This is a genomic window from Thalassotalea sp. 273M-4 (genome assembly GCF_041410465.1).
Taxonomy (GTDB): domain Bacteria; phylum Pseudomonadota; class Gammaproteobacteria; order Enterobacterales; family Alteromonadaceae; genus Thalassotalea_A; species Thalassotalea_A aquiviva.
Genome location: NZ_CP166961.1, coordinates 3,324,760 through 3,345,031 on the forward strand (window position 1 = coordinate 3,324,760; position 20,272 = coordinate 3,345,031).

19 protein-coding genes are annotated in these 20,272 nt (G+C 36.0%); all 19 read right to left on the reverse strand.

Annotation, left to right across the window (positions count from 1 at the left end):
• Nucleotides 1–22 precede the first annotated feature (22 nt).
• The 19 genes from ACAY00_RS14670 to ACAY00_RS14760 all read right to left on the reverse strand — a co-directional run bounded on the left by ACAY00_RS14670 (nt 23) and on the right by ACAY00_RS14760 (nt 20,207).
• Nucleotides 23–370, reverse strand: coding sequence for a four helix bundle protein (locus tag ACAY00_RS14670; protein ID WP_371375346.1), 348 nt, complete (start codon nt 368–370; stop codon nt 23–25).
• Nucleotides 371–597: 227 nt separating this feature from the next.
• On the reverse strand, nt 598–1,197 hold the full coding sequence (cysC, locus tag ACAY00_RS14675) for an adenylyl-sulfate kinase (RefSeq protein ID WP_371375348.1): 600 nt from the start codon (nt 1,195–1,197) through the stop codon (nt 598–600).
• Nucleotides 1,198–1,598: 401 nt separating this feature from the next.
• Entirely contained in the window at nt 1,599–3,353 is a 1,755-nt protein-coding gene (locus ACAY00_RS14680) for an SLC13 family permease (protein ID WP_371375351.1), read from the reverse strand.
• A 74-nt stretch (nt 3,354–3,427) separates the two neighbouring features.
• Entirely contained in the window at nt 3,428–4,837 is a 1,410-nt protein-coding gene (gene cysN, locus ACAY00_RS14685) for a sulfate adenylyltransferase subunit CysN (protein ID WP_371375354.1), read from the reverse strand.
• A gap of 78 nt (nt 4,838–4,915) precedes the next feature.
• Complete coding sequence (locus ACAY00_RS14690) at nt 4,916–5,275, reverse strand: four helix bundle protein (RefSeq protein ID WP_371375357.1); 360 nt, start codon at nt 5,273–5,275, stop codon at nt 4,916–4,918.
• A 149-nt stretch (nt 5,276–5,424) separates the two neighbouring features.
• Nucleotides 5,425–6,324 (reverse strand): sulfate adenylyltransferase subunit CysD, encoded by a 900-nt coding sequence (cysD, locus tag ACAY00_RS14695; protein ID WP_371375360.1) that lies wholly within the window; start codon nt 6,322–6,324, stop codon nt 5,425–5,427.
• A gap of 57 nt (nt 6,325–6,381) precedes the next feature.
• Nucleotides 6,382–7,758, reverse strand: coding sequence for an undecaprenyl-phosphate glucose phosphotransferase (locus ACAY00_RS14700; protein WP_371375364.1), 1,377 nt, complete (start codon nt 7,756–7,758; stop codon nt 6,382–6,384).
• 2 nt (nt 7,759–7,760) lie between these two features.
• Entirely contained in the window at nt 7,761–8,672 is a 912-nt protein-coding gene (locus ACAY00_RS14705; protein WP_371375367.1) for a glycosyltransferase family 2 protein, read from the reverse strand.
• Between the two features lie 6 nt (nt 8,673–8,678).
• Nucleotides 8,679–9,965, reverse strand: a complete 1,287-nt coding sequence (locus ACAY00_RS14710) for an oligosaccharide flippase family protein (RefSeq protein ID WP_371375369.1) — start codon at nt 9,963–9,965, stop codon at nt 8,679–8,681.
• A 3-nt stretch (nt 9,966–9,968) separates the two neighbouring features.
• Nucleotides 9,969–10,853, reverse strand: coding sequence for a dTDP-4-dehydrorhamnose reductase (gene rfbD / locus ACAY00_RS14715; RefSeq protein ID WP_371375372.1), 885 nt, complete (start codon nt 10,851–10,853; stop codon nt 9,969–9,971).
• A gap of 9 nt (nt 10,854–10,862) precedes the next feature.
• Nucleotides 10,863–11,393 carry a dTDP-4-dehydrorhamnose 3,5-epimerase gene (rfbC, locus tag ACAY00_RS14720; RefSeq protein ID WP_371375375.1) on the reverse strand — a complete coding sequence of 177 codons (531 nt, stop codon included), beginning with the start codon at nt 11,391–11,393 and terminating at the stop codon, nt 10,863–10,865.
• A gap of 2 nt (nt 11,394–11,395) precedes the next feature.
• A complete protein-coding gene (gene rfbA, locus ACAY00_RS14725; RefSeq protein ID WP_371375377.1) occupies nt 11,396–12,271 on the reverse strand; it encodes a glucose-1-phosphate thymidylyltransferase RfbA in 876 nt (291 codons plus the stop codon).
• 25 nt (nt 12,272–12,296) lie between these two features.
• Nucleotides 12,297–13,358: a dTDP-glucose 4,6-dehydratase gene (gene rfbB / locus ACAY00_RS14730; protein ID WP_371375380.1), complete on the reverse strand. Its 1,062-nt coding sequence runs from the start codon at nt 13,356–13,358 to the stop codon at nt 12,297–12,299.
• A 9-nt stretch (nt 13,359–13,367) separates the two neighbouring features.
• Entirely contained in the window at nt 13,368–14,186 is an 819-nt protein-coding gene (locus ACAY00_RS14735) for a 2OG-Fe(II) oxygenase (protein WP_371375383.1), read from the reverse strand.
• An 8-nt stretch (nt 14,187–14,194) separates the two neighbouring features.
• Entirely contained in the window at nt 14,195–14,890 is a 696-nt protein-coding gene (locus tag ACAY00_RS14740; RefSeq protein WP_371375386.1) for a glycosyltransferase family 2 protein, read from the reverse strand.
• A gap of 83 nt (nt 14,891–14,973) precedes the next feature.
• A complete protein-coding gene (locus ACAY00_RS14745) occupies nt 14,974–15,783 on the reverse strand; it encodes a hypothetical protein (RefSeq protein ID WP_371375389.1) in 810 nt (269 codons plus the stop codon).
• Nucleotides 15,780–16,988: an O-antigen polymerase gene (locus tag ACAY00_RS14750; protein ID WP_371375392.1), complete on the reverse strand. Its 1,209-nt coding sequence runs from the start codon at nt 16,986–16,988 to the stop codon at nt 15,780–15,782. Before ACAY00_RS14750 ends, ACAY00_RS14745 begins: the two co-directional genes overlap by 4 nt.
• Nucleotides 16,989–17,858, reverse strand: coding sequence for a sulfotransferase domain-containing protein (locus ACAY00_RS14755; protein WP_371375395.1), 870 nt, complete (start codon nt 17,856–17,858; stop codon nt 16,989–16,991).
• 117 nt (nt 17,859–17,975) lie between these two features.
• A complete protein-coding gene (locus tag ACAY00_RS14760) occupies nt 17,976–20,207 on the reverse strand; it encodes a polysaccharide biosynthesis tyrosine autokinase (protein WP_371375398.1) in 2,232 nt (743 codons plus the stop codon).
• Nucleotides 20,208–20,272 lie beyond the last annotated feature (65 nt).

The following is a 20,272-nucleotide window of genomic DNA, read 5'->3' on the forward strand; positions in this document are numbered from 1 at the left end:
GCTATAGAGTTGTTCCGCTTTTTTAAATACTATCAGTTAACTTTTTTCGTAAACCTACCAACATAGCACTGATATAACGGGTTGTTTTAAGCCATTGCTCACTAGTTTGATCATCAATGTAATGTATTTTTGTGCCTATATAGATCTGTGTTCTTAACTCGGCACAAGATCCAAGAGCTATGTTAATAAAGTGAGATTTTTCTTTATTTGACTTCCTAGCCATTCCTTCAGCAATATTGCTAGGAATAGATAAACCAGAACGTGTTATTTGATCTTTGAAACCGTAATCTTTTAATGGTTTCAAATAAATATAAAGACTGGAGGATAAATCGACTGCTTGTTGCCATACAACCAACTTTTCAAAATTCATAACAATTCCTTTTGTTACTTAACGAATTTTAATACTAGTTATGAAAACAAAAAGAGTCGAATAAAATACTGCTAAATATTGGAGTTATATCCTAGCATCTAGATTGTCAGCTTTAATAGCTCAAAACCTGCCAACTTTTAACTATTTAAAGGTCCTGACAAATTTCAAAGCTAACTCTTAGACTAGTACTAGTAGCTTACAGCCCTAAAGCATTACAGCCTTACCGCCTAATTCAAATATCCCTTCTCTTCCAAAAAATTCACAATCTGCTCAGCACATTCTTTAATGCTTTTTTCTGCCGTTTTTACGTGAATTTCAGGGTTTTCTGGTATGTCATAGCCAGAACTAATACCGGTAAAGTCTTTAATTTCGCCCGCGCGAGCTTTTTTATATAAGCCTTTCGGATCACGCTGTTCACAAACCTCAATAGGTGTGTCTATGAACACTTCTATAAATTCACCTTGTTCAAGTAAATTACGCGCCATATCTCTGTCTGACTGGAACGGTGAAATAAAAGCAGTTGAGACAATCATGCCTGAGTCAACAAACAATTTTGCTACCTGGCTGATACGACGGATGTTTTCAATGCGGTCTTCATCTGAAAAGCCTAAATCGCCATTTAAACCATGACGAACATTGTCACCGTCTAAAAGGTATGTGTGCTTTTGCTTTTCAAATAATAAATCGTCAACGGCATTGGCAACGGTTGACTTACCCGAACCGCTTAGGCCCGTGAACCATAATAAACAGGGTTTTTGTCCTTTTAACGCCGCACGCTCAGCCTTAGAAACCTGATGCGGATGCCATACTGTATTTTCTGTTTTCATGTTTGATTCTTTCTTTTTGTATAATTTGTAAAATTCGATTTAATGACTTTGCAACTAGATCCTGAAACAAGTTCAGGATGACGAGATGGCTTAGCATGACGAGGAAGTTGAACGACCGGCACAGCCACTTCTTATTCCAAACCAGATTCCGAAACAAGTTCGGAATGACGGGCTAGTTTTGGATGACGGTATTATGTTTAGATGCTCAACATCGTTGTAACCTTGAAACGTTGAAGCCTTCTATCATTGCAACTTTCAATCCTTGCAACATAAACTCACCTCGAACCCCAAGAAGATTCCGAATCAAGTTCGGAATGACGAGGAGGGCAGCTTACAGCTTTTTGCCTTTAATCCCTAGAGCATTACAGCCTTAAAGCCTTATAGCGTTATGACCCAACAAATCAGAACGGAAACACCATAGGTATCATGCTTATCACAACCAAGCTGTAAGTAATTGATACTGGCGTGCCTACTCGTAAAAAGTCTTTTAATTTATAATTACCAGCGTTATACACCATTATATTGGTTTGATAACCATAAGGGCTTATAAAGCTGCCGCTGGCTGCAAAAGCCACCGCCATAATAAAGGGTAGGGGATCTACGCCTAAACCCAATGCCATGTTATACGCAATAGGGAATATAAGCGCGGCAGCTGCATTGTTGGTAATAATTTCGGTTAATAACAAAGTGATTAAATAAATCGCCACAAAGGCAACAAATACGGAATGGCCATTTAAACCATTTTGTACTCCACTGGCAATTAGTTGAGCAACGCCCGAATTTTCAAGCCCCGTCGATAGGGTTAATGCGCCTGCAACAATTAACCAAAGCTCTAGTGGAAAACGGCGTTTTACTTCATTAAGCGACAAACACTTAAAGACAAACAAACCGGCAAGGTAAAACATCAACGCCTTTAACAATGTAATGTTAAAAGCAATCGAACAACCAATGGCCGCTAAAAACCCGAAAAGACTATAGTTATTTCGCCCACCCGATAACATGTTTTCTGGCTTTACCCCTGAAAGCACAAAAAAGTTTTTGGTTAGGTTTGAACGTGAAGCAAAGTCGTTACCCACCGCTAATACTAAAAAATCCCCCGATTGCAATACCAGATCACCTAACTTACCAGAAATGGTTGAACCTTCACGGCGAATGGCTACAACGGCGGCGTCAAAACGCGCTCTAAAACTTGCTTGTTTTAAGTTTAAACCAATAATTGTGGCACCAGGCTTTACCAAAACTTCGGTTAAGTTATCTCGAAGCAAGCCGTCTTTTTCAGCATACAAGGTTAAACCATCAAATTGCTGTAACACCAGTACCTTTGAAATATCACCAGTGAATATGAGCTTATCGCCAGCTTGTAAGTGCTCATCGCGAGCAACGGGTGAGATTAAATAACCACTTCGAATAATTTCAACCAAGAAAAACGACTCAAGATTACGAAGACCATTTTCTTCAATGGTTTTGCCAATTAACTTTGAGTCGGCTTGTACTTCAGCTTCAACAAAGTAGTCGGCATTATCTTGGTTTTTAATTTCTGACTTAGGTAGCGCTTTTAATTGTAAAATCAGCACCAATAAACAAGCAAACAGCGCGGCTAGCCCAATAAGGGTAAAGTCAAAAAACTGTAAGCTTGGCATGCCATTGTCAATCACCATCGAATTAACAATTAAGTTGGTTGATGTGCCAACAAGCGTTAATGTACCCCCTAAAATAGCCGCGTACGATAAGGGTAAAAGCAGTTTACCTGGGTTAATAAACTTATTGTTTTTTATGGGCGTAATTAAGGTAGCGACAACGGCGGTATTATTTAATATCGCCGAAGCAAAGGCACTGCTTAATAAAACTCTTATATAAGATCGTTTTTTACCTTGGGTTATCAACTTAGTTGACACATTGCGCAAAAAACTGGTGCGCTCTAAGGCAAAAGAACACGTGATTAATAAGAGTAGGGTAACAAGCCCTGGATTTACCGCATTATTTAAGAACTCATCGGTATTGACTAATGAGGTCACTAAGCAGGCCAAAATAGAAAAAGCAAACACCCGTTCAGGGTATTGCTGAAACTTAATTAAGCCAAACAAGGTGGCGATAAAAATGCCTATCATTATCCCTTGCTCAGAAAAGAGCACCGATAGCATGGTCGTTAATAACATAGGTTGAGTTAAATCTTAGCGGCACAAAGAAACCCCAAACAAGCAAAGCTTGTTTGGGGTGTTATTAACATCCATTAAATGGCTTTACAGTTCCACTCTGGGTAGTTTTCACGAATAAACGCATTTAAAGCGATATCCGTTGCACTGTATTCACGCTCAGGAAGATCGGTAGCGTCTACTACCTTAGTTTTGCTGATCATCCCCGCACCAACAGTAATGTTAGTTAAACGGTCAATAATAATAAACGAACCTGTGCCTTGAATATTGGCATAGGTGTCAATCACAACTGGCGAGGTAGTAGCAATATTACATGATGAAATTTCATTTAACTTCATTTCATCTTCGGCAATATGCTCAAGGGTGTTTACATCAATTCGGTGATTGATTTGGTTGATACGACCGTAAGTGTTTTTAGCACCAATTTTAAATTCGTATTCTTTGCCTGGCTGCATAGCGGCTTCGCTCATCCAAACAATGGTCGCTTCAAAGTTGTCAGATACATCTGCAGGTTGGTTAGAGCGAACAATCACATCACCACGCGAAACATCTATTTCATCGTTTAAAGTAATGGTAATGGCTTGACCAACGTGTGCAGACTCTAAATCGCCATCTGCCGTAACTATAGATTTTACCGTTGATGTTTTACCTGAAGGTAAGGCGGTGATCACATCACCAATGTTAATTACACCACCAGCAACAGTACCGCAGAACCCACGAAAATCTAGGTTAGGGCGAGTAACGTATTGTACTGGCATACGGAAAGTATCAACGTTTTTGTCGTCGTCAATTTTAACCGTATCTAAAAGACCCATTAGGGTAGCACCTGGGTACCAGTCCATCGCTTCAGAGCGATTTACAACATTATCACCTTTAAGTGCTGAAATAGGCACAAAGCGCACATCAGGAATGTTTAACTCGTCAGCAAAGGCACGGTATTCTTCTTTAATTTTGCGGTATTCGTCTTGGCTGTAGTTGACCAAGTCCATTTTATTTACCGCAACAATAATGTGTTTAATACCTAGAAGTGATGCAATATAGCTATGACGTTTAGTTTGAGTTTGCACGCCGTAACGCGCATCAATCATTACAATTGCTAGGTCACAGTTAGATGCACCCGTTGCCATGTTGCGAGTGTATTGTTCATGGCCTGGACAGTCAGCAATAATAAACTTACGCTTTTCGGTAGCAAAGTAACGGTAAGCTACATCAATGGTAATACCTTGTTCACGTTCAGACTGTAAGCCGTCTACCAATAATGCTAAGTCAAACTCTTCGTTGGTGGTGTTAAACTTTTTTGAGTCTGATTTAATTGCCGCCATGTGATCTTCAAAAATTAATTTTGAGTCGTGTAATAAACGGCCAATTAAGGTTGATTTACCATCATCCACGTTACCGCAGGTTAAAAAACGCAGCATGTCTTTGTGCTCATGCACTTTTAAATATTCTTCAATATCGTTTTCTAATAATACTTGTTCTGAAATCATTGTTTATTCCTTTAAAAGCAAAATGTGCTAAAAGCTTCATGCTACAAGGTAAAGCCTGTCTGCTGAAATTTATTGCAGCTACTTTGAAGCTAAATTCTGCTTTAATATTTTATTTCTTAATCCGGTTAACATGGCATCGATAGAGCTTGCATTTTGCAGCCAAGTCAGGCCAATAGCCTGTTCGATATAACCTATTTCAATACCAATATAAATCTGAGTGCGAAGTTCTGCACAGGAGCCTTTTGCTATTGCTAAAAAGTGAGCTTTTTCTTTAATTGAGTACCTGGCCATGCCTTCAGCAATGTTACTTGCAACCGACAGGCCCGAGCGAGTGATTTGATCTTTAAAACCATAATCCTTCAATGGCTTTAAATATTTATATAATACCGCAGATAAATGAACAGACTGTTGCCAAACGTTAAGTTTTTCATAATTCATAACAAATCCTTTTGTTTACTAATGAATTAAAAGCCTAGTATCCACGTTTAATAATCACAACTCTCTTGCTGAGCAAATTTTGAGGCTTAATTCTCAATTTTGTAGCTTGCAGCCTAAAGCTAATAACTTCTTCTAAAAATATTCGATTTTTAGAAATAACCTTCCATCTTCTTCTTCTCCATAGAGCCTGAAGAATCATGGTCAATTACTCGGCCTTGGCGTTCTGATGTTTTTGTTAGTAGCATTTCCTGAATAACCTCAGGTAGCGTTTTCGCTTCAGACTCAACCGCACCAGTTAATGGGTAACAGCCTAATGTTCTAAAACGCACACTCTTCATTTCTGGTACTTCGCCCTCGCGAAGTGGCATACGGTCATCATCAACCATAATTAAAGTACCATCACGCTCTACAACAGGGCGCTCTGCAGATAGGTATAAAGGAACAATATCAATGTTCTCTAGGTAGATGTATTGCCAAATATCTAACTCGGTCCAGTTTGATAATGGGAAAACACGAATACTTTCGCCTTTATTCACCTTACCGTTGTAGGTATCCCATAACTCTGGACGTTGTGATTTAGGATCCCAGCGATGGTTTTTATCACGAAATGAATATACACGCTCTTTTGCACGAGACTTTTCTTCATCACGACGAGCACCACCAAATGCTGCATCAAACTGGTATTTGTCTAATGCTTGTTTAAGTGCTTGAGTTTTCATGATGTCAGTATACTTAGCACTACCGTGATCAAACGGGTTAATACCTGCCGCTACACCTTCTTCATTGGTATAAGAAATCAAGTCCATGCCATATTTTTCAGCGATTTGGTCACGAAATTCGATCATTTCTTTAAATTTCCACGTGGTGTTCACGTGCATTAATGGAAATGGTGGTTTTGCAGGGAAAAATGCTTTCATGGCTAAATGAAGCATAACGGCAGAATCTTTACCAATTGAATAAAGCATAACCGGGTTGTCAAACTCGGCAGCCACTTCCCTGATGATATGAATAGATTCAGCTTCTAGCTGTTTAAGGTGTGTTAAGTTCATGATTTTATCTTTTTTAATTAATGACTAATAAATGGAAGGAAAACAAAATTATTAAAGTTATTTCGCATTTGGGTTTATAAACCCTTTAAAAATCGTTAAGAATATGATTTTTAGGTCGAGAAGAACACTCCAATTTCTAATGTACTCTATATCACTTTCGATACGTTTATTTAAATCGGTATCACCACGCCAACCTTGAATTTGAGCAAGGCCTGTAATACCTGCTTTTACCATATGTTTTTGCATATAATTAGGTATTTCATGCTTAAACTGCTCTACAAACACGGTCCTTTCTGGTCGCGGCCCAACAATAGACATATCTCCTTTCAATACATTTATGAATTGAGGCAGTTCATCCAAACTGGTTGAACGAATAAATCTTCCAAAGGGTGTTACGCTCATTGTTGCTGCCCCCCCCCACTGAACACCATTCTTTTCTGAATCGACCCCCATAGAGCGAAACTTTAACATTTGAAATGTTTTACCATTCAAACCAACCCGCTCTTGACGGTAGAAAATAGGGCCTGGGGAAGAAAGTTTAACCCCTAAAGCTAAAAACAACATAATAGGCGATATCAAAAGTAAAATAATGGCAGCTATAACCTTGTCTTCAATTGATTTAAGAAGCCTATTCACCCCATTTAATGGCGAAGTACAAACATTAATAACAGCTAACCCCTCTATAGAGCTAAAAGAATGGTTTATTAAATTAAACGATGTTAAGTCTGGCAAGTAGCGAATATCACTCGTAGTATGTATCTGCAAACTTTCTAGCACCTCATTTGTTTTATTATGAGATGGAAGCTCTGATAACCAAATTTGGTCAACATTTTTGCCATTCTGCTCAAACCATTCATTTATTTTATCTATTGACCCCAAAAACCCTTCACCAAGCGAATTACTCGAAGAAAAATAACCAATTAAAGAATAACCATTCCATGGTGCTTGCTTTATGGTTTTATAAGCTCTTACCGCTGCGGCATTATCACCTATAAGAACAACATGTCGTAGGTTACGTCCATGGGAGCGAACATACTTTAAAAAAGTACGCACACTAAAACGTATGAACATTAAAGTTAAACCAGCTGTAACTCCCCAATATAAAATTAATTCTTGAAAAACAGACTGTACAAAATAATAACTAAGTAATTCCAATGAAAAGACTGTACTGATCCATGCAATTAAAACAGTGATAAGCTCTTTAAAAGCGGACTCACCGCGCCAATGTCTATAGACTTTAAAGAATTCAAAGTATGCTAAAGAAAGCGCAAGCCCTGAAAACATTAATAGTTGAATATTTTTATCAAAAAGGCTGTAATCTGAATACAAATAAATGACTAAAACCCAAGCTCCTAGAATAGCAAATAAGTCTGATGCTTTATGAAAAAGCCATACAAAACTTTTGTGTTCCTGTTTTAATTCTTTTATATCCATTTTTAACTCCCAAAATAGCCTTTATGCATCGCAAATCGTTTACGAACGATTAATGGTAAATACTGATGTTTTTTACCAGCCTTATAACCAATAAACTTAGCTATTGTTGTAAATACTGAGCGAATAGTTTCATTTAGTTTTTTGTTATTTAATGTAAATTTAATTTGTATCAAAGCAAACTTTAAACCTTCACCTTCAATTGATCCCAATTCTTTGAGCATCCAATTTTGTGTTTGATGAAAAACCCCTATATCAAAGTAACGTTTAAACTCTTGCTTTATAGTGTAATTATGTGAATGATGAACCCTAGAATTAGAGCAATATGCTACAGATTTATTATTTAATAATAACTTGGCAGCAATATATGAATCCTCACCTAAAATTAATTTCTTCGGGAACCCACCACATGCCATGACATCTTTTTTAACATATGCGGCGAACGAATTAGAAATGAAAGCTTTCTTGAAGCCTTTAGGGTAATCAGAGTTTAAGTTGGTTACATAGCTTTCATTTGGATAATTTTGTAGTCGAGTACTAATTGCTAATAAATTTGCATCATGATGTGGGAGCTGTCTTCCATATGCAGCAGAAACATGTTGTTTTTCAAAATTTTTAATTAAGCTAGATAATGCATTGCAATCGGCTAAAACTGAATCTTGAGTTAAAAAAATTACAATATCAACATCTAGCTTTGACATTGCAAAATTTCTGGTTCCACCATGATCAAACTCATCTTTGCGTATTGTAATAACATTAAAACCAAACTCTTTTGCAAGCTCTCTAGTGTCATCGGTTGATGACGAATCTACAACCAACTTCTCATCTATGTGCAAACTTTGTTGCGACAACGCCTTTAAACATTGCCTAAACAGACTTCCACCATTGTACGTGGGAATGGCTAATCCTATTCTCATATTTTTTTATCCAATTATATTTAATGTATTAAAACCAAGGCGTTTTTTAACAATGTAAACAGCTATAAGGTTTTGGCAAGCTAATGCTACGGCCGTCGCAATGGCTGCACCAAGCGTTCCATATAAAGGTGTTAAAACAAATGCCAAGATCAAGGCCAAAGGCCCTGAAAACAATACGACATTGCGCATCTCCCTTTCATGACCACTCATATTGAGTAAATAACCAACAGAACCGGTTATAACATTGACAAACTGTCCTAAAACAAGAATCCGAAGTATATTTGAAGCCTGCTTATAATCCTCACCAAAAAAACCTAATATAAATTCAGGAAAAAAGAGCATAAACAATAAAACTGGTGTAGCCAAAAATATCATTAAACGACTACAAAGTAATGAAAGTGAGCGAAGTTCAGAATGATCACCTTTTTTAGAAATAGCGGCAAACCTAGGTGCAGCAACCAAGTTCACAGCAATAAGAACAAAACTGGTTAGCATTGCCACTCGTTGTGCCACAGAAAAAAAAGCTACCTGTTCAGAAGAAACATAAATGCCTGTCACTATTTGGCCTGACCATTCGACCAAAGCCGAAACCAGCATCATTACCCACAAGGGTTTTGCACTTTCGATTAAATTTTTTGTTTCAGAATAATCTGGTTTAATAGCATTATTGAATGTGCGTAGCCATTTATAAAATGCTATTCCACAAACCATCACACATGAACAGAGAAAAAATACAGTTATATTTTCAGCGCTTAAATTGGGTGATAATAAACAAGCTAAGAGAATACAAAGAATAACTATGAATTGTATTGCAATGTTTTGACATATAATTGTTAAAACACTTTTCCCAAGCCCTTGAAAAGAGAAGCCTAAAAGCTGTATAACCACATAAAATGGTAAAGCAAGTAGGAACAACTGTAAGGTACTTTTAAAGCTTTCTTTTCCAAATACTTGATTTGAAATTTCACCACTAAAAGAATACAAAAGGATGGTAAAAAGTAACGTGAAGAAGAAACTGGTACGAACGCCCTTATTAAAAACCCCTTTGACAACAGATAAATTATTTTCTGTCGAGTAACTACCAATAAACCGAATTAAAGCATTCGGAAGCCCTAGCATACAAACAGTAGAAAAAAAGGTGCATACAGCATAACCTAGAAAAAACAAACCCGACTGTTCGACAGATAAGTTGCGAGCTATTATCAAGTTCATCAAGAAACCTGATAATGCACCTAAAATTCTAACTATAAATGCAACTAAAGAACTTTTTAAAAATTCCTTTTGTTGGTTCATAGATCAAAGTGCTTTTAAAACAAAACTTAAAGACTGTTTAAAATCAAAGTCACAGGCCTTCCAGCTAATTTCAAAACGACTAATATCCATAACTGAATAATTGGGTCGTTTAGCTGGTGTCAGAAACATTTGTGTAGTGATAGGCTTTACAATTGGGCTTTTACCATACAATCCTAAATCCATTGATGTATCAAAAACTGTTTGTGCAAAATCATACCAAGACATTTTTTCTTTGCTAGAATAGTGAAAAACACCCCAGTTTTCACAACCCTCTGTAATCTCTAGTAAAACATTCAAAATGTTATTAGCCAAATCACCCGCATAAGTCGGGCAACCAACCTGATCAGCAACAATCCCTAACTCATCTCGTTCTTGCCCAAGTCTAAGCATGGTTTTAACAAAATTATTTCCATACTCACTAAATACCCAAGCGGTGCGAATGATCACATGCTTGTTAAGAATGTCTTCAATGGCAAGCTCACCTGCAAGTTTACTTTTACCGTACACACTTTGCGGGTTGGTTGGGGACTCTGGCGTATAAGGCTTTGTTGCTTCACCGTCAAAGACATAATCGGTTGAAACATGAATTAATGGTATGTCTAGCTTGTTACAAACCTTGGCCATATTTTCAGGCCCGGTTGCATTAATTGCATATGCTAATTCAACTTCAGTTTCAGCTTTATCTACGGCAGTATACGCTGCGGCGTTAATTACAATATTAGCGTTCGATTCAACAATGGATTTGTTTACTTGCTCAAAGTTAGAAATATCAGCTTGTGCTCGGTCAAAGAAAAAAAAGTTAAAACCATGTTTTTCTACATAGCCTTTTGCTCTATCTTGCAAACAGCGCCCTAACTGGCCTTTGCAGCCAAAAACAACAACGTTCATCGTTTTCCCTTATAAATCTTTAAATGCGGTAGCAACTTTATCTTTTTCAGATAACTGAACGTCCGTTATTGGCCATTCAATGCCAATGTCTTGGTCATTCCAAATTAAGCTACCTTCATCAGACGGGTCATAATAGTCAGTACATTTATATTCAAAGTCTGCCGTATCTGAAAGTACAACAAAGCCGTGAGCAAACCCTGGTGGTACCCAGAATTGGCGCTTGTTTTCTTCAGATAAAATAACACCTTCCCACTGTCCATATGTTGGTGAGTCTTTACGAATATCTACAGCCACATCAAACACTTCACCGCGCACAACACGTACCAATTTACCTTGTGGTTTGGTTTTTTGAAAATGTAAACCGCGCAAGACGCCTCTCGCTGAACGAGAGTGATTATCTTGTACAAAGCTAAGCCCTTCACCAATAATGCTTTGGTAACGATCTGCTTGAAATGTTTCTAAGAAAAAGCCTCTTTCATCACCAAACACTTTTGGTTCAATAATTTTTACTTCTGGAATTTTTGTATCGATGATTTTCATAATTATTCTTTAATTAAACGTTTTAAATACTGACCATAACCGGTTTTAGCAAGATTTGTAGCACTTTCCTTCACCTGCTTTTTGTTTAACCAGCCATTTTTATAGGCAATTTCTTCAAGGCAAGCGACCTTTAAACCTTGGCGATGTTCAATAGTTTGAACAAAGTGACCGGCTTCCATTAACGAGTCGTGCGTACCCGTATCTAACCAGGCAAAACCACGCCCGAGAAGATTTACATTTAACTCACCTCGTTTTAAATACACGTTATTTACATCGGTAATTTCAAGCTCGCCACGCGGTGATGGCTTAATGTTTTTAGCAATTTCAACAACGTCATTATCGTAAAAGTATAATCCGGTTACCGCATAGTTTGATTTTGGCTGAGCAGGCTTTTCTTCAATAGAGGTTGCTATACCATCTTCATTAAAGTCAACTACACCAAAGCGCTCAGGGTCTGACACATGGTAACCAAATACCGTCGCGCCTTGATCTCTTTGAGTTGCTATGGATAACTGTTGAGAGAAGCTTTGGCCATAAAAAATATTATCGCCTAGCACTAAACAGACATTATCATTGCCAATAAACTCTTCACCAATAATAAAGGCTTGCGCTAAACCATCTGGTGATGGCTGCTCGGCATAATCAATATTTACGCCAAATTGAGAACCATCCCCGAGTAGGCGCTGAAAACCAGGTAAGTCGTTAGGTGTTGATATAACCAAAACATCTTTAATGCCCGCCAACATTAATACCGATAGCGGGTAATAAATCATTGGTTTGTCATAAATAGGTAAAAGCTGCTTTGAAACCCCCATGGTAATAGGGTGAAGGCGACTGCCAGAGCCTCCTGCTAAGATAATTCCCTTGTACTTTTTCACAATACTGCCCTTATTTTTAATGGTTTTATTTATCACCTAAACGATTTAATTGGTAATCACCCGATAATACACGTTGCCACCATGTTTTATTGTTTAAGTACCACTGTACTGTTTTGCGAATACCGGTTTCAAATGACTCTTCAGGCACCCATCCAAGTTCTCTATCAATCTTGGCGGCATCAATGGCATAACGTACATCGTGGCCTGGTCTGTCTTTAACAAACTCAATTAAGTCGCGGTAGTTAGTAACGCCTTCAGGTTTATTGGGTACAAGTTCTTCTAATAAATCACAAATGGTATGCACAACTTCAATGTTTTTCTTCTCGTTATGACCACCAATATTGTAGGTTTCACCCACTTCACCTTCAGTAACCACTTTATATAAAGCTTTGGCATGATCTTCAACATACAACCAATCACGAATTTGGCTACCATCACCGTATACAGGTAATGTTTTACCATGCAGGGCGTTTAATATTACATGTGGAATGAGTTTCTCAGGAAAGTGGTATGGACCATAGTTGTTTGAACAATTAGTAACAATAACTGGGAAACCGTATGTTCTACCCCAAGCTCGAACTAGGTGATCTGAACCTGCTTTTGACGCAGAGTATGGGCTACTTGGTGCATATGGTGTCGTTTCCGTAAATAAGTCATCTGTACCTTCTAAGTCACCGTATACTTCATCGGTTGAAATGTGGTGGAAGCGAAACGCTGATTTTTCAGCATCATCTAAGGTATTCCAATACTCACGCGCACACTCTAGCATATTAAAGGTACCAACCACATTGGTATTGATAAATTCAGCTGGGCCATCAATCGAGCGGTCAACGTGAGACTCAGCAGCTAAGTGCATAACCGCATCAGGTTTGTGCTCATTAAATACGCGATAAACCTCAGAAAAGTCACAAATATTCACCTGTTCAAATACATGACGCTCTGTTTGAAGCTCAGCTGGAATAGATTCTAAATTACCCGCATAAGTTAATGCATCTAGGTTAACAACATTATTATTTGTATTTTGTAAGACATGTCTTACTACGGCACTGCCAATAAAGCCTGCGCCTCCTGTAACTAATATTTTCAAAATTTTTCTCTACTTCTTATAAACATGAGGGTTTTTCACTACCCCTTTCTTAAAAATTTTTCGAATTCCCTGTCTCAGTGTGATATCAAAATTCAATAAAGCATCTCGAATAGGTTGTTCTGGTCTACCGCGAAAAGAGGTTACGTGAAACTTGTCTGAGTCCTTCATAGGATTCTTACAAAAATAGTAGTTTGATACACAACAACGACCTGCTGAGCTATTTACTTTGCTTACTGAATGCCAGCTTTCGTTATGAGTGATCATGACAACTAACCGATTAAACTTGCTTTCAATGGTGATCTGTTTTGCTTTAGGCCCCTCTGGCCATAACTCCAAATTTCCACCATCTTTTAACTTCCAGTCTGGAGATACATAGTACAATAAGTTAAAAGCACGCCACAAATTACGGTTTCTATCGTGTGAATTATCTAGATGAGGATTCAAAAAGTTTCCCTCACCCATGTACGAGATACCACCCGCATATAAGTACTCATCAGCAACTAAATTAGTCTTTCCAACAATTTCTTCTACTAACTGAATAATTCGTTTATCTTGAAAAGCATATATAGCACTCTCTAAAATAGGATCATACCGATCCATTTGAGCTGCAATGTATTTAAATTCACGCAAACTTTTTTTCTGCATCATATCCGATTCATCAGGAAATGCTTTTCTTATTCTTTGGACTATTTCTATAGGTAATAAGTCATCTAAATAAAAATACTTAATTACATCATTAGATTGTTCGAACTGAGCCTTGAGGTTTGTTAAATTTTTTTCAATTTTATCATATATTAAACTTGCTAATTCTTCCGCGCTTATATCCATTGTTTTCCCTACTTTTTATATAAAATATTAATTATTAATTTTAATAATGTAAGCCTTGAGCGCAAAGCTTTATGAGTTGGTATATATTGAGTATTTCTTCCTGTTTCAGACACAACATTCTCATGTCTGCGATATTTAATTAATTTCTCATTAATGAAATTGACTTTGAAGCCTTTTATCTCAGCAACTAACCCTAACCAGACATCATGCATTGGAGCATTTAAAAAACCTTTATGCGCTGCTTCAAAAACCTCTTTTTTAAATGCCATGCAACAACCAATGTAACCATTTTTGAAAAAATTTTTTAAAAGCCCCTTACCTGATTTTCTAAATTCAAAATAGCTCTCACCAGTAACGTTTAGTTTCATATCTGTTACTCTGCAATCATGACAAACTAAGTCATAGTTCTTTAAACTTTCTGAAATTAGACTAACTTTATTTTCTTCCCAATAATCATCTTGATCAGAAAGAAATATAAAATCCCCTTTAGCTTCTGTTAAACCTTTATAAAAATTAGCTACGACCCCTAAATTATTTTCATTCTGAATAAACTTAATTCTCTCATCATTCAGGGATCGAACTAATTTAGCAGTGTTATCCTGTGAACAGTCGTCAACAATAATTAACTCATCCCTAGAGCCAATTTGCTCCAAAATCGAGCTCAATTGCATCTTAATGTATTTTTCGCCATTATATGTTGCCATCACAACACTAATCATATTTAAATCTCTCTAGCCTGTTATTTATCACAATAGTCTATAATTTTAAATTCAAAGTCCGGTTTAAATTAGTTACTCTGCTCGTTATATTTACCAAACTTTCCAGAGAGACCATGGCATAAACCCTTTAAAATAAAATAGATACTCTTAAATTCAAGTTTTAAAAGAGCTTTAACAATTCTCTTTATATTTTCATTAATTAAATAACTTTTAAGTCTTGGAAAACGCTTAAAAAGCATAAAACTATTCCTACAAAAATAATAATTTCTAATCGGAGGGTGCTTTACAAATGGTATCCCGAAAAAAGTATCTTGCGTACCTAAGGAATGATTCAGATAAGTTTCTTTATTGATCTTTATTGTCTTATGATTTATTAAGAGTTTGTGACAAAAATCTGTATCCACCAAATCGATAAAGAGCTCGGAGCTGAAACCTCCTACCTCATAAAAATCAGATATATTGATAATATTTCCAGAAGTCATCACAAAACCATTTACTAATTCTGAAACTTCTTTCTTATTAGTAATTAATTTATAAGAGGGTGCCATCAATGCTACATTGGGGTTAGATATAAATGCTTTAATATACTCATCTATTGATGTTTCAAACCGACTATCTTGATCCATTGTTAATACAGCAGTAGCACCTAGAACCTTAGCCTTTTCAATTCCTATATTAAGCCCTTTAGCAATACCAAGATTACCGTTTTGTTTTAAATATATAGCGCCAAGCTCATTTAGTCTTTTTACCAAGTTAACATTGTATTCACTTTCACTATTATCGACAAAAATAGCAATATCAACATTTCGAATATACGTATCAAAGTTCGGAAGCATTTGCTCACTTGGATGATATAGTATAGTTACTGAAGCAATCATTTAATTTTCACCCTACGAAGAAAAAACCAAGTAATTATGAAATAGTATGTATACATAATTCCTGGAAATGTAATAAAATTTGGACCAAAGCCTAAAATAACGGCAGATACTAAAGCAGAATAAGTGAATATTTGAAAGTTAGAATCATTTCGAAATACTGTTTTTATATATAAGCTTTGTAAAATAAAACCTAATACAAAAAAGACTAAAAAAGCAAATGGCCCCAAATCAATCCAGAACGCGCCAAAACTTGTAACCCACACAAACTTTGGATTTAAGTTGATCTTCTTCACACTTTGAAACTGTGATTGCCATTGTTTGGTTAAGTCATCAGGAAAATTCAAATAATCTCTCAAAGATTTAAAAGGTTCACTATTTTTTATAATAGGAGGATAGAGCAATGCTCTTAAGGAATAATAACCAGTGCCACTACTTTCATATTTTAGAGAGGTATCAATAACTGCTGCAAATCTATTATATGAACCTAATGTATAACCTATAAGTTTATTTTCCTCAGTATAACCATCATCCCTTAAGTCACTAATTAAATTGAAAACAGCTAAAGCAAAAACAGCTAAAAAAGCATATTTTACAAACAACCTAAGTTCTACAGCTCGAGAGTTTTTCCAAAAATAGATTATTGCTATGTTTAGCACTAGAAAAAATAAATTTGTTCTTTGCATTAACAAAAAAGAAATAACTATATATATTGATATGTAAAACCATGGCGAAATGAAAATGACTTTACTTTTTTTTATTTCAACACTTTGATTAAGATATAGATAAACAATAAAAGGGTGGCACAAAAATAGAAGAGATGGGGCTCTTGATTCTTCTATAAATAAATCTCTACTACTTAATATCGTTGTAATTGAAAAAGAGTTTACAATAGTAAAAATATCTATAAGTACAAAAAGTAGTAAAGAAATTATAATTGCATTGAATAGAATTGTTAAATTTTTCTTAGAACCTCTTCTGTGATTTCCATTTTTTCCATTTTTTCCATTTTTTTTCAATAATAAAGAATATGATTTACACCCTAAATAATAAGATATAAAAAACATTGTTAAAATAAATAAATATTCAATATTAAAAAGGGCTAGATTATCTTCCCCTACCCAAAAATTCAATAATGAATTTGGCAAAAAGAATAATACCAGTCCCAGGGTATAAGGGATAAAAATTACTATCAGAGGGTTAAGCATTTAGTACCACTTACTAACTAAATGCTTTGTTAATTCGCACCCCTGAAGGTCTTCTCTATATAAATTTACCAAACAATCATCTTTTACAAAAACGTCTTGAGTAGTACTTTTTTTTGATTTTACGTTTGTAACTTCATACCAATATCCAACTTTCTCTCGAGTTTTTTTAGGTAAAGTATGCCATAACCACTTAGCGAACCTAAACTTCTTAAAATAATCAGCTCTCGGTAATATAGTTTCCGTACCACCTTTATGGTATTTACGCCCTAAATTTTTAGGATTAAAATCTGTGTCTACATTTATATGTTTACATATGTTTTCAAATACTTGCTCAGGTTTATCTCTTAGCTCAGAGTAATCTATGACCAATATATTTTTCTTTTCAAAATATTTTAAATATTCATTTAATATTGTTCCGTATAATCCCCACCGAAAAACATTTTCTACTTCATGTAGCTGTTCTGATTTATCGGCCCTATTGGGTAGTGTAGAATCAATTTTAGAAGTTAATATTTTCTTTATATTATCGAAGTTATCATGAACGTAACCTCTTCTTACATTCATATTATGATGTGATAATGCTCTATCAATTGGCTCTCTGAGTATAGCAATAAGCTTTATATTTTCATTATGTGCTTTCATAATTTTGGGAACACCTGAATAGCACATATATTGGGGTGACACACTACCAACTGCATTTCTTTTTTCTTCATAAAAATCATGAAAAAACCTATCAAAAACAGTGTTTTCCTCTAAAAAATAGCTAGCCTCTTTGTTTACTGGTAAGGATATCTCTGGGTGTTCTTTTAGGTATCGATAAATAGCCGTAGTTCCGGACTTTTGAGCACCTATTATTGCAAAATCAATCATATTAATTATCGCCTATTATTAATATTCCTATTTGATCAAGTTGTTAAATATAAAAACTTAAACGTCTTTAATATAACAACTATAATCTCTGTTTTAATCTCAAGAATAACCAAGCCCTTAAGGGGTGGTATACTCGTAGTTTAAATAACCATAATTTACTGAATGGCTCTTCTCAACAGCATTGAAAATTAAACCTCTAATATTTATTCCATTTAATTCAAAGCGATTTGCAGCGTAGGCTATTTCTTTTAAGTGTGATTGCTTATATCTTGCTAGCAAAAAGCTAGTTCCTGCATATTTACCAATAATTGCAGCATCTGTTACAGCTAAAATAGGTGGGGTATCAATTAATACAATATCATAATCTTTTGAAACTTGTTGGATCAGTTCATTTAGATACTTACCCATTAAGATTTCTGAAGGATTTGTTGGAACTGCGCCGCGAGTAATCAAATCTAGATTGTTAGTCTCAGTTGATTTTATAACGTCGTTCGCTGTCTTGGTTCCTAGTAACACATCAGAAAGACCGTTCTCTGCTTTTGCTTTAAATGCTTTTTGAATGTAGCCTTTTCGCATATCGGCATCGATAAGTAATACCTTTTGTCCAGCTTGCGCAAGCACTATTGCTAAGTTTGAAGAAATAAACGACTTACCAACATCAGGGCTCGCACCGGTTATCATTACCACATTATTTTTAGCTTCGAGCATAGCAAAGTGAAGACTTGTACGAAGACTTCGAAGAGCTTCTAAAGCTGAATCTGTAGGGTTTTCGTGGGCAAGTAAAAACTCTTTTGGCTGTTTTTTTCGACTAACTTTTTGTTGTAGTTTTAATTTTGATTTTTGTTTTAGATTAAACTCTTGTTGTGTTTCACTAACAGGTATTGTTGCGTAAACATTTAAGCCAATATCTTCAAACTCTTGCGGGTTAGTGACACCTCGGTTAAATGCAGATTTTATTAGCACATAAGCTACACTAAGCATTCCCCCAAATAATGTAGCAACAATAACAATTAATGGTTTTTTCGGTTTTTCCGCTTTAGGAAATACATCGGCACTATCTAAAATACGAACATTACCAACGGTACTGGCTTTTACGATAGCAAGCTCTTGTGATTTATTTTGAAGCGCTAAATAGATTTCTTGGTTAACCTCAAAGTCACGCATTAAGCGAAGTAACTTTTGTTGAGTTTCTGGAAGGTTACCTGTTTTTTGGGTAATGCGATCCCGCTCTTTAATTAAGTCTGTTTGTTGGCGCTTAAACGAAATATAATTTGGGTGTTCTTCGGTAAAACGACGAGAGATATCAGCTTCAGCAATCGCCATTTCGTTTATTTTAGCTTCGATATCAACTAGGTTTTCTAGAAGGGTTTTCGTTTCTAGCGTTAAGTCTACTGAATCGCGCTCTAAACGGTATTTGTTTAAAGCGTCTTCTGATGCGATTAAATCGCTTTTAACTTGTGGAATTTGCTCTTTTAAAAAGCTTAGGCTATTTTCGGCCTCTGCTGCTAGGCGTTGTACGTTTTGCAAAAAATACGTTTTGCTAATGGAATCTAAAGTTTCTGCAATTAACTTTTTATCTTCACCTAGTAAGTTTAAAGATATAATGCCCGTTTGTTTACCTTGCTCATTTACAGAAAGATCTTCTTGCAAATCCATTATAGCTTGCAGGCGAGGGAGCTTAGTTAAAGTAAATTCTGTGCCTTCATTTGCCTTTAAGTCGGAGATTTTTAAGGTTATTTCGTACAAGTTGTTATCTGAGGTTTGCCCTACACGACCTTTTAAAAGTTCTTCACCTTCAAACCATAGTGAGTATTGATTATCGGATTCAGCAACTAGGGTTAACTCTTGAGAAAGTAGGTCATCGCTAACACTGAACTTGCTAATAAGGAGCTCTTCACCACCCCAGGCATAGCTTGAGCCCCAAAAAGGTTCAGCGACATCTAAGCCCTTATGACGACGAGCAACAAACTCACCAATTAATGGAAAAAAATTAGGTTTTACGACGTTAGTAAGTTGAAGTTCATCAACTGTTTGGCCAATAACATAACGAGATTTAATAATTTGAATTTCGGTATCGGATGAACTTTCGCTTGAAAACATTTCGGTCATGTCGTCAAGACCAGGAATACCTGGTGCACTGTCTTCTACTTGAATAACCGCATTGGCTTTATAAACAGGCGTTGCGGTAATGGCATAAAACACACCCAAGAAGGTAAAAAGTACTGTTGTTAAAATGATGACCCATTTAGAATCGAGTAGGGTACCCAAAAGTTTACCTAAATCGATTTCATCATTATTTGAGTTATCACTTACTCGGTATTTATCTGTTTTTAACGCTTGTTCAGACATGGTGAAATGTTTCCTGATTCTCATCTTTTAGCTGCAAGGCTGCAAGGCTGCAAGGCTGCAAGGCT

What these genes read in the sequence shown, in the direction of transcription:
- ACAY00_RS14670 (WP_371375346.1), bottom strand. Translation starts at nt 370, where the DNA reads ATGAATTTTGAAAAGTTGGTTGTATGGCAACAAGCAGTCGATTTATCC.
- cysC (WP_371375348.1), bottom strand. Translation starts at nt 1,197, where the DNA reads ATGAAAACAGAAAATACAGTATGGCATCCGCATCAGGTTTCTAAGGCT.
- ACAY00_RS14680 (WP_371375351.1), bottom strand. Translation starts at nt 3,353, where the DNA reads ATGTTATTAACGACCATGCTATCGGTGCTCTTTTCTGAGCAAGGGATA.
- cysN (WP_371375354.1), bottom strand. Translation starts at nt 4,837, where the DNA reads ATGATTTCAGAACAAGTATTATTAGAAAACGATATTGAAGAATATTTA.
- ACAY00_RS14690 (WP_371375357.1), bottom strand. Translation starts at nt 5,275, where the DNA reads ATGAATTATGAAAAACTTAACGTTTGGCAACAGTCTGTTCATTTATCT.
- cysD (WP_371375360.1), bottom strand. Translation starts at nt 6,324, where the DNA reads ATGAACTTAACACACCTTAAACAGCTAGAAGCTGAATCTATTCATATC.
- ACAY00_RS14700 (WP_371375364.1), bottom strand. Translation starts at nt 7,758, where the DNA reads ATGGATATAAAAGAATTAAAACAGGAACACAAAAGTTTTGTATGGCTT.
- ACAY00_RS14705 (WP_371375367.1), bottom strand. Translation starts at nt 8,672, where the DNA reads ATGAGAATAGGATTAGCCATTCCCACGTACAATGGTGGAAGTCTGTTT.
- ACAY00_RS14710 (WP_371375369.1), bottom strand. Translation starts at nt 9,965, where the DNA reads ATGAACCAACAAAAGGAATTTTTAAAAAGTTCTTTAGTTGCATTTATA.
- rfbD (WP_371375372.1), bottom strand. Translation starts at nt 10,853, where the DNA reads ATGAACGTTGTTGTTTTTGGCTGCAAAGGCCAGTTAGGGCGCTGTTTG.
- rfbC (WP_371375375.1), bottom strand. Translation starts at nt 11,393, where the DNA reads ATGAAAATCATCGATACAAAAATTCCAGAAGTAAAAATTATTGAACCA.
- ACAY00_RS14735 (WP_371375383.1), bottom strand. Translation starts at nt 14,186, where the DNA reads ATGGATATAAGCGCGGAAGAATTAGCAAGTTTAATATATGATAAAATT.
- ACAY00_RS14740 (WP_371375386.1), bottom strand. Translation starts at nt 14,890, where the DNA reads ATGGCAACATATAATGGCGAAAAATACATTAAGATGCAATTGAGCTCG.
- ACAY00_RS14745 (WP_371375389.1), bottom strand. Translation starts at nt 15,783, where the DNA reads ATGATTGCTTCAGTAACTATACTATATCATCCAAGTGAGCAAATGCTT.
- ACAY00_RS14750 (WP_371375392.1), bottom strand. Translation starts at nt 16,988, where the DNA reads ATGCTTAACCCTCTGATAGTAATTTTTATCCCTTATACCCTGGGACTG.
- ACAY00_RS14755 (WP_371375395.1), bottom strand. Translation starts at nt 17,858, where the DNA reads ATGATTGATTTTGCAATAATAGGTGCTCAAAAGTCCGGAACTACGGCT.
- ACAY00_RS14760 (WP_371375398.1), bottom strand. Translation starts at nt 20,207, where the DNA reads ATGTCTGAACAAGCGTTAAAAACAGATAAATACCGAGTAAGTGATAAC.